This window comes from Natronospira sp., from assembly GCF_007134575.1.
In the GTDB taxonomy this organism is placed as follows: Bacteria; Pseudomonadota; Gammaproteobacteria; order Natronospirales; family Natronospiraceae; genus Natronospira; species Natronospira elongata.
This window is the reverse complement of the sequence record NZ_SLKM01000137.1, coordinates 1-8,042: the sequence shown is the minus strand read 5'-3', so window position 1 is coordinate 8,042 and position 8,042 is coordinate 1. Positions and strand designations below refer to the sequence as shown.

The 8,042-nt window shown below is 61.4% G+C and carries 6 protein-coding genes; 3 read left to right on the top strand and 3 right to left on the bottom strand.

Annotated elements, in window-relative coordinates:
• Nucleotides 1-270 precede the first annotated feature (270 nt).
• Nucleotides 271-828, bottom strand: a complete 558-nt coding sequence (locus ACJWXQ_RS05335; RefSeq protein ID WP_346050751.1) for an NnrU family protein — start codon at nucleotides 826-828, stop codon at nucleotides 271-273.
• Between the two features lie 87 nt (nucleotides 829-915).
• Between ACJWXQ_RS05335 and ACJWXQ_RS05330 the strand changes: the two genes are divergently transcribed.
• Complete coding sequence (locus tag ACJWXQ_RS05330) at nucleotides 916-2,826, top strand: S9 family peptidase (protein ID WP_346050750.1); 1,911 nt, start codon at nucleotides 916-918, stop codon at nucleotides 2,824-2,826.
• Between the two features lie 67 nt (nucleotides 2,827-2,893).
• Here ACJWXQ_RS05330 and ACJWXQ_RS05325 read toward each other — a convergent pair whose 3' ends face one another.
• Both ACJWXQ_RS05325 and ACJWXQ_RS05320 read right to left on the bottom strand, forming a co-directional pair.
• Nucleotides 2,894-3,562 carry an outer membrane beta-barrel protein gene (locus ACJWXQ_RS05325; protein WP_346050749.1) on the bottom strand — a complete coding sequence of 223 codons (669 nt, stop codon included), beginning with the start codon at nucleotides 3,560-3,562 and terminating at the stop codon, nucleotides 2,894-2,896.
• 40 nt (nucleotides 3,563-3,602) lie between these two features.
• Nucleotides 3,603-4,967: an NAD-dependent succinate-semialdehyde dehydrogenase gene (locus tag ACJWXQ_RS05320; protein ID WP_406672325.1), complete on the bottom strand. Its 1,365-nt coding sequence runs from the start codon at nucleotides 4,965-4,967 to the stop codon at nucleotides 3,603-3,605.
• 138 nt (nucleotides 4,968-5,105) lie between these two features.
• Here ACJWXQ_RS05320 and ACJWXQ_RS05315 point away from each other — a divergent pair, with 138 nt between their 5' ends.
• Entirely contained in the window at nucleotides 5,106-7,121 is a 2,016-nt protein-coding gene (locus tag ACJWXQ_RS05315) for a transglycosylase SLT domain-containing protein (RefSeq protein WP_406672324.1), read from the top strand.
• A gap of 72 nt (nucleotides 7,122-7,193) precedes the next feature.
• A partial coding sequence (locus ACJWXQ_RS05310; RefSeq protein ID WP_406672323.1) for a complex I NDUFA9 subunit family protein occupies nucleotides 7,194-8,042 on the top strand: 849 nt, incomplete at its 3' end.

Here is an 8,042-nt window from a genome sequence, read left to right as displayed (position 1 = left end):
GGTGACGGGTTACGTTCCGGTCCTGGTGCCGCTGGCCTTGCTCAGGGACGTCGTAGACCCATCCCTGGGGACTCTGCACGCGACGTCCTGTCGCTCACAGCCCTGAGCAAGGCCAGCGGCACCAGGGCCTACTCTGGGGGAGTGTCACCTTTGAAATGCCGAAGTCAAATTTTGTTCAGCCCGTGACGGGAGAGGCATTAGCCAGTTCGAAACCACTCTGTCCAAATCCCGAATTCGTTTTCCGCAGGCACAGGGCAGGTGAGAACGAGCCTAAATCACGCTGACACCGAACAGGTAGGGGTGCAGCCACAGCAGGGCCATGTACACCACAAAGGCCACCACCACCGTCAGGAGGTCCCACGGCCAGGGCCGGGGGACCGGGGACTGCCAGTCGCGGCGGCCGCCGCGAAAGAAGATGGCGTAGAGGGCATAGGCGCCGAGCCCGCCAAACAGTAACACCGCTGCCAGGTGCCCGGCCACCAGCAAATGGGCCGCCGACCAGAACACAACGCCCCAGAGCATGGGGTTCTGAACCAGTCGGTGCAGATTATTGGGGACGTACGCCGCACTCACAAAAAACACCGACAGCCCCATGAGCAACGGCGCCAGCTCCCGACCGTAGGTGATCTGCCCCCAGAGGGGAACATATTCCGCCTCGCGCAAACCCACCGCCAGCATGATGACGGCGATGACAATCACCAGAGTAAACAGGGCCAGATAGCGCGCCTCGCTCCCCAAACGCTCCACCAAACCGGCCCGCAGGCCCGGAAAGGCCGGCATCAGATGGATAGCGAGGAACAAGAGGAGACCGATTAGCAGTAAGATCATGGCTGGGTTTCCGTGTTTGGTGATATACCCAAGTGTAGTGCAGTATTGCTGTCCAGTGTTTGCAAGCCCTGAAAGGGAGGGGAATCAATGAAACGCCTGATCTTGCTGGCGGCGCTGGTAGCGCTGCCTTTTGCGGCGCTAGCCGATGACGAGCGACTGCCGCTGGAACATTTTGTGCAACTGCCCGAGTACAACGAAGTCTCTCTGTCGCCGGACGGCCGTCACCTGGCCATCACTGCCCCAGTTGACGACCAGACGGGTGTCGTCATCCTTGATATCAGCGATCCGGAGTCTGTCTCTATCGCGGGTGGTTTCCAGCTTTCCGCAAATGAACACGCAAGCAATGTGGTCTGGGCCAACAATGAGCGGATACTGTTCGGAACCAACCGACAGGAAGGGCGGCTTGCCCAGCCCCGACCCACTGGGCGAATCTATGGCGTCAACGTGGACGGCAGCCGATCACGCATGCTGTATGGCACGGATCCGGGCAGCAGGGTCTTTCGCATGGGAACCGTGCTGTCGACGCTACCTGATGAAGAGCATCGTGTTCTGATTCTGACCCGGGCACATGACTCCGATCGCCCCACCGCCCAACGGCTCCATATCCATACCGGCAGCACGCGGCGGGTTGCCATCAGCCCCATCCCCTTTGGCTCTCTGGTGGCAGACCAACAGGGGCGGGTCAGACTCGCCTTTGGCCCAGACGAAGATGGTCAGGCAACTTTCGCCTACCGAGATGATCATGGTGAGGAATGGCAGGACTTCGATCTGGATTTCGACCAACGCTGGCTCAACTTCCATGGCTTCGATGGCAGCGGCGAGCACATCTACTTTAGCTCAAGGGAAACCGGGCGCATGGGGCTCTACCGAATCCGGGTGGAAGATCAGTCCGTTGAGACACTGATCGAATCAGACACGGTCGAGATCAACCGCGTGCTCTGGAGCGAGGACCGGAGTCGAGTCATTGGGGCCATCAAGCGGGACGGCAAACCGGAGATGGTATTCATTGACCCGGATCAGCCCACCGCCATCCTTCAGCGACAGATCTCCGCGGCCTTCCCGGATGAATTCTCGCGCATCGTCAGTTTTTCACAAGATACCGACCTGGCTATCGTGGTTGCCGAGTCCGATATCACAGCCGCCGGGTACTACCTCTTCGATACCGATAATCTGGCGGCCAGCTTCCTTCTCAGCAATTTCCGTGAGCTGGATCCCCAGCGCTTGTATCGTACCGAACCCATCCAAGTGGAATCCCGCGATGGCCTGGAACTCCATGGCTATCTCACCACGCCGGCGGGAGAAGGTCCGCACCCTACCGTTGTGGTAGTCCATGGCGGGCCCCATGGCATTCGCGATGAGTGGACTTTCAACCCCGAGATTCAGCTGCTGGCCCACCATGGTTACGCCGTGCTGTCGGTGAATTTCCGTGGCTCCGGCGGCTATGGCCATGAATTCGAAACCATGGGCTATCGCAACTGGGGCACAACCATGCAGGACGATGTCACCGACGCCACCCTGTGGGCGATTGAGGAAGGCCATGCCGACCCGGATCGGGTCTGCATCATGGGCGGCAGCTACGGCGGCTACTCCACACTCATGGGCCTGATCCGGGAACCGGAGCTCTATGCCTGCGGGGTATCGGTAGTGGGTGTCTACGACCTGCCTTTGATGTTTGAGGAAGGGGACGTCACCGAAAGCAGCCAGGGCATTCGCACCCTGGAGCGTTATCTGGGGACGGATGAGGAAGATCTCATCGCCCGCTCTCCTGCCCGCCAGGTGGAGAAGATCGAGGCCCCCCTGTACATCTCCCACGGCGGCCAGGATGTGCGCGCCCACATCAGTCACTACAACTTCCTGAAGGAACAACTGGACGAGGCGGGGATAGAATATGAGAGCCGACTTTTCCCCGAGGAAGGGCATGGATATTACAAGGTCGAGAACCGCAAACTTTATTACGGGGACGTCCTTGATTTCCTCAAGCGTCACATAGGCGAGTAGGGCGTTAGCTGATAAGCGCTTCGGCGGGGCCCATCCAGCGATGGGTCCCGCCTTTTTGATCCTCCGGTCAGCGGCCGCTGAAGTCGTAACGAATGGACAGGCGTCCGTCGGTGGCACTGCCGGCCGTATCCACATCCAGTGCCAGCCTGAAGCCGGCCCCAAGCCACTGGGCAAGCCCTGCCCCGGCAGTAAACTCGTCATGAATGCCGCCAAGCTGACGTCGCCCCAACCTGAAATTGGCCTCCAGCTCACGCCATGGCCGATAGCGCAGCGCCAGACCAATCACGGCGCCCTCATCGACCCGCGATACAAATTCGTGACTGGCATCGGCCGCATCCTGGCGGTAGCGAAGCTGAGTTTCCAGCCTTTCATATCCTCCCAGCAGATTGAGGTCCAGACCCTTGGCCAGGGGCCGGCGATAAGCGAGGTAGATGTAACCACGGTCCAGATCGATTTCGCCCAGGCTGGCGCTGCCCTCTGAACTGGACAACTCGCCGTCAGATTGGGCGAATCCACCCAACATGAACCAGGGGCCATCCAGGCGGGTCATGCCTTCAAAGGCATAGCCACTCCGGTCCTCGCCACCAAGGGAATCCAAAGAAATGGCATCACGGGTTGATGTCTGCTGCCAGAATCCCGCCTTGAAATAATCGTAGACGGGTGATTGCTGCGCACTGGCCGGCATGGCTACGAGCAGCAGGCAATACAAGAGCAAGCGATGACGATGATTGCTCATGACACGGCCTCCCGGCCACCGGCAATGGCATGATGGGTCGTCAAGCCATCCACACGGTCTTGATGTTGACGAACTCCCGGAGGCCGAAAGCGCCAAGCTCCCGGCCATATCCGGATCGCTTGATGCCTCCAAATGGCATGCGCGGATCACTTTCGGTCATGGTATTGATATAGGCCCCGCCACTGGCCAGTCGCCGCGCAAGGTCTTCACCACGCCCCAGTTCGCGGGTCCAGACACTGCCGCCCAGACCATAGGGACTGCCGTTAGCCACCGCCAGAGCCTCCTGATCATTACGGACTCGAATGACGCTGACGACCGGCCCAAAAACCTCTTCCTCCCATACCCGCATACCTGGGGCTACGCCGTCCAGGATCGAGGCGGGATAGAACCAGCCCCGGCCTTCCGGCAATTCGCAACCAAGCAGAGGCCTTGCACCCTTGTCGATGGCATCACACACCTGCTCATGAAGGGTGTCACGTAAATCGCGACGGGCCATTGGCCCCAGGGTGACCTGGGGATCCATGGGGTCGCCCATGGACAGGGCTTCCACCTGCTCACTGAAAGCGACCAGGAAACGGTCTGCAACAGTCTCCTGAAGGATGAAGCGCTTGGCGGCTATGCAGCTTTGGCCATTGGCCTGGAAACGCGCTTTGACGGCAGCCTCTACCGCCGCGCCCAGGTCGGCATCATCCAGAACGATGAATGGGTCGGAACCTCCCAGCTCCAATACCGTCTTCTTGAGTGCGGCACCAGCCTGGGCGGCCACGATACGTCCGGCTTTCTCGCTGCCGGTGAGTGTGACCGCATGTACCCTCGAATCCTCGATGACCGGTCTGATCTGCTCGGTCTCGATGAAGAGGTTGCGAAACACACCGTCTCCGAATCCGGCTTCCATGAACAGGGCCTCCAGCATGCGTGCGCAGGCCGGGACATTGGGTGCATGCTTGAGCAACACGGTGTTCCCTGCGGTCAGGGCCGGCGTGGCATACCGGATCACCTGCCAGAAGGGGAAATTCCAGGGCATGATGCCCAGCACCGTGCCGAGTGGCTGGTAAGCAATGTAGCTTTTGCGCGCCTCGGTGCTGATCCCCTCGTCAGACAGGAAGCGATGGGCGTTGTCGGCATAGAAATCGCACAGCCAGGCACATTTCTCGATCTCGGCCCTGGCTTCATGCAAACACTTGCCCATCTCCCGGGTGATGCACTCGGCTGCCTCGTCGCGATTGGCTCGCAGTCGGTCACCCAACCGGCCGAGGCGGCGGCAGCGTTCATCCAGCGACATGGCCGCCCAGGCATGGCTGGCCTCGGCAGTCTGTCTCAGTGCCGCCTCCACCGCGCTTCCGTCCATTGGTTCCACCGACTCCAGCACTTCTTCGCTTAGCGGACTGACACTGCGTATGCTCATCCCTCTCTCCTTCTGGATCCCATGCCGAGTGTAACGCCGATCACCGCTCGACACCGAGTGCGCGGCGATCAGAACGGAAAGTCATTCCAGGGTGCCGCCCTCGGCCACTATAATGGTATGGATTCAGGGAGTTCGTTAATGACAAGTCCACTGGGGAAATCCTGGCCACGCAGCTGCTGGCCGATGCTGTTTGTCCTGGCACTGAGCTGCCTGCCCGGCGCCCATGCCAAGGCCTTCGGTGATGCCGCAATTCGGGATTACACCCAGCAGATACTGGCCGGGGAAGAGCTTCCACACCCCGGCCTGTTATTCAGCCATCATCCCGCCATGCCCTGGCTGGAGAAGGCCTGGATGCGGCCGCGGCTGGCGGAACTGGATGATGGGGAGGTGGAACGGTTTATTTCTCGTCACCGTGAGCGCCCCTTTGCCAGTGATTTTCGCCGTGAGTGGTTGCTGGCCCTGGGTCGTGCCGAGCGCTGGCAGGCCTTCCGCCGTCACTACCGGGGTGAACGGGATCAAGCCCTGCAATGCCTGGCCATGCAGGGCCGACTGGCTCGTAAGGACAAGGAGCAGGTCTTGAATCAGGCTGCCGCCTTGTGGCTGACCGGTCGGAATCTCCCAGCTGACTGTGACCCCCTGTTCCGCCAAGCTCGGCAGGTGGGCATCATCACTGACTTCATGGTCGCCGAGCGATATCGCCTCGCCCTGCGCAACGACAATCTGGCCCTGGCCGAACGCCTGGCGCCGGATGTGGGCACGGAGGCGGTCCGGCGGGTAACCCGGCTCCGGGCCATCCGCGCACAACCGCGGACGGTCATAACCGCGATTGATCCAGCCAGCGCCCCGGCCCAGGACCGGGAAGACCTGCTTGCCGCGATCAAGCGCCTGGCCCGCCGGGCACCTCGGGAAGCGCGTCAAAGCTGGGAGCAGGCATTGGCCGATGGACTGAAAACCAGTGACCGGGAAGCCTTCCTGCTTACCCGACGCCTGGCACTGGAGGCGGCCCGCCAGCATCTGCCCGAAGCAGAGCAATGGCTCAGTGAGAGCAGCGCCAACGACGGATTCATCCGGGCCTGGCGAATCCGCAATGCGCTGCGCCTGGAGGACTGGGAGGCCGTACTGGCGGCCATCGACAGTCACCCCGACGATGACAGCCGCCAGTGGCAATACTGGCGTGCTCGCGCCCTGGAACAGCTGGGGCGAAACAAAGCGGCGCTGGCCATCTACCAGCGCCTGGGCCGGCAACAGGACTATTACGGTCTGTTGGCATCGAAACGCACGGGTGAGATACCGCGGCCCTCGCTGAGACCCATTGAGGTCAAACCCAGTGAACTGGACAGCCTGAGTGAAACGGCGGAGCTGCAATTGGCGCGGACGCTGCTCACGCTGGACTGGCCGCAGGCTGCACGGCAGGAATGGCGCAATGCCGTGGCTCAACGGGACCGAGAAGGGCGCTGCCAGGCCGCTGTCCTGGCGGCTCAATGGGCCTGGAACTCCGAAGCCGTAATCACCGCTGCCCGAGCCGGCTGCCGCGGTGACATGGTCGTTGACTACCCCCTTGCCTTTGCCGAATGGTTACAGCCCGCAGCGGAAGAACTGTCATTGGATTCCGCCTGGGCCTGGAGCATCATGCGCGCAGAGTCTCTGTTCATGCCGGATGCCCGCTCTCATGTGGGTGCACTGGGGCTAATGCAACTCATGCCCGCGACGGCCCGGGATGTGGCCAGAGAGCTGGATCTCCCGCTCAATGGCACTCAGGATATTCTGCAGCCAGAACAGAATGTGCGCCTGGGGACCGGCTATCTGAGAAAAATGCTGGATCGTTTCGACGACCATCCGCTGGTGGCGACAGCGGCCTACAACGCGGGCCCACACCGTGCTGAAAGTTGGCTACCCGAGAATGGCCATCTCGACGGCGACATCTGGGCAGAAATCATTCCCTTCCAGGAAACCCGCCGCTACATTCGACGGGTCATGAGCCACAGCATCGGCTACGATCTGCGTCTGGACAACGGAGAGGGCGCATTGGCCCAACGCCTGAGGCCAGTGGGTCGGACGCCGCCACAGCTGGCCTGCAATGCACTGGAACCAGGGACAACAGAAAACTCAAGCGGTGAAGGCGACAGTAAGGGGCAGGACACCGGGATCTGCTGAACACGCCTGATTCCCGCCCTCGCGGCTGATAGAATAGCCGGTCTTCGAGTACACACGGTCAAGGAGATATTCATGCAGTACCGCAGCGTTTGCGTGCTGGGCGGCACTGGCTTCGTCGGCAGGCATTTGGCCGCAAGGCTGGCCCGGGACGGGGTACAGGTCAAAATCCTGACCCGGCATGCCCAGGGTCATGAGGCGCTGTCGGTGCTGCCCACCGTTCGCCTTGTGACCGCCGACTGCCATGACCCGGCTGTACTGGAGCGTGAATTTCGCGGCATGGACGCGGTCATCAATCTTGTCGGGATTCTCAACGAATCGAAACGGCGAGGGGCGACCTTCCGTCAAGCCCACGTGGAACTGACCCGCAAGGTTCTGGATGCCTGCACGAAGACCGGAGTGAGACGCCTTCTGCATATGAGCAGCCTGGGCGCAGACGCCAGCGGCCCCAGCCAGAATCTGCGCAGCAAAGGGGAGGCCGAAGGCCTGATTCAGGTTCACAGCAATCGTGAACTGGAACCCACCATCTTCCAGCCCTCGGCCATTTTCGGGCCCGAGGACACCCTGTTCAACCGCTTTGCCGGGCTCCTTCGCCTGATGCCGGTAATCCCCCTGGCCTGCCCGGACGCGAGACTCAAGCCGGTTTACGTCGGTGACGTGGTAGAGGCTTTTCTTGCCGCCCTGGGGGATCGTAGCACCATTGGCCAGCGCTACCAGCTCTGCGGGCCGGATGTGATGAGCCTGCGTGAGATTGTCGAGTACACGGCCGCCACCATGGGCAAGCGGCGCTGGATCGTGGGGCTCCCGGATCTGCTCGCCCGTCTGCAGGCCCGGGTCATGGAATGGGTGCCCGGCAAGCCCTTCACCCGCGATAACTATCGGTCGCTGCAGGTGGACAATGTCTGCAATGAGGATGGGCTCGCC

What these genes read in the sequence shown, in the direction of transcription:
- ACJWXQ_RS05335 (WP_346050751.1), bottom strand. Translation starts at nt 828, where the DNA reads ATGATCTTACTGCTAATCGGTCTCCTCTTGTTCCTCGCTATCCATCTG.
- ACJWXQ_RS05330 (WP_346050750.1), top strand. Translation starts at nt 916, where the DNA reads ATGAAACGCCTGATCTTGCTGGCGGCGCTGGTAGCGCTGCCTTTTGCG.
- ACJWXQ_RS05325 (WP_346050749.1), bottom strand. Translation starts at nt 3,562, where the DNA reads ATGAGCAATCATCGTCATCGCTTGCTCTTGTATTGCCTGCTGCTCGTA.
- ACJWXQ_RS05320 (WP_406672325.1), bottom strand. Translation starts at nt 4,967, where the DNA reads ATGAGCATACGCAGTGTCAGTCCGCTAAGCGAAGAAGTGCTGGAGTCG.
- ACJWXQ_RS05315 (WP_406672324.1), top strand. Translation starts at nt 5,106, where the DNA reads ATGACAAGTCCACTGGGGAAATCCTGGCCACGCAGCTGCTGGCCGATG.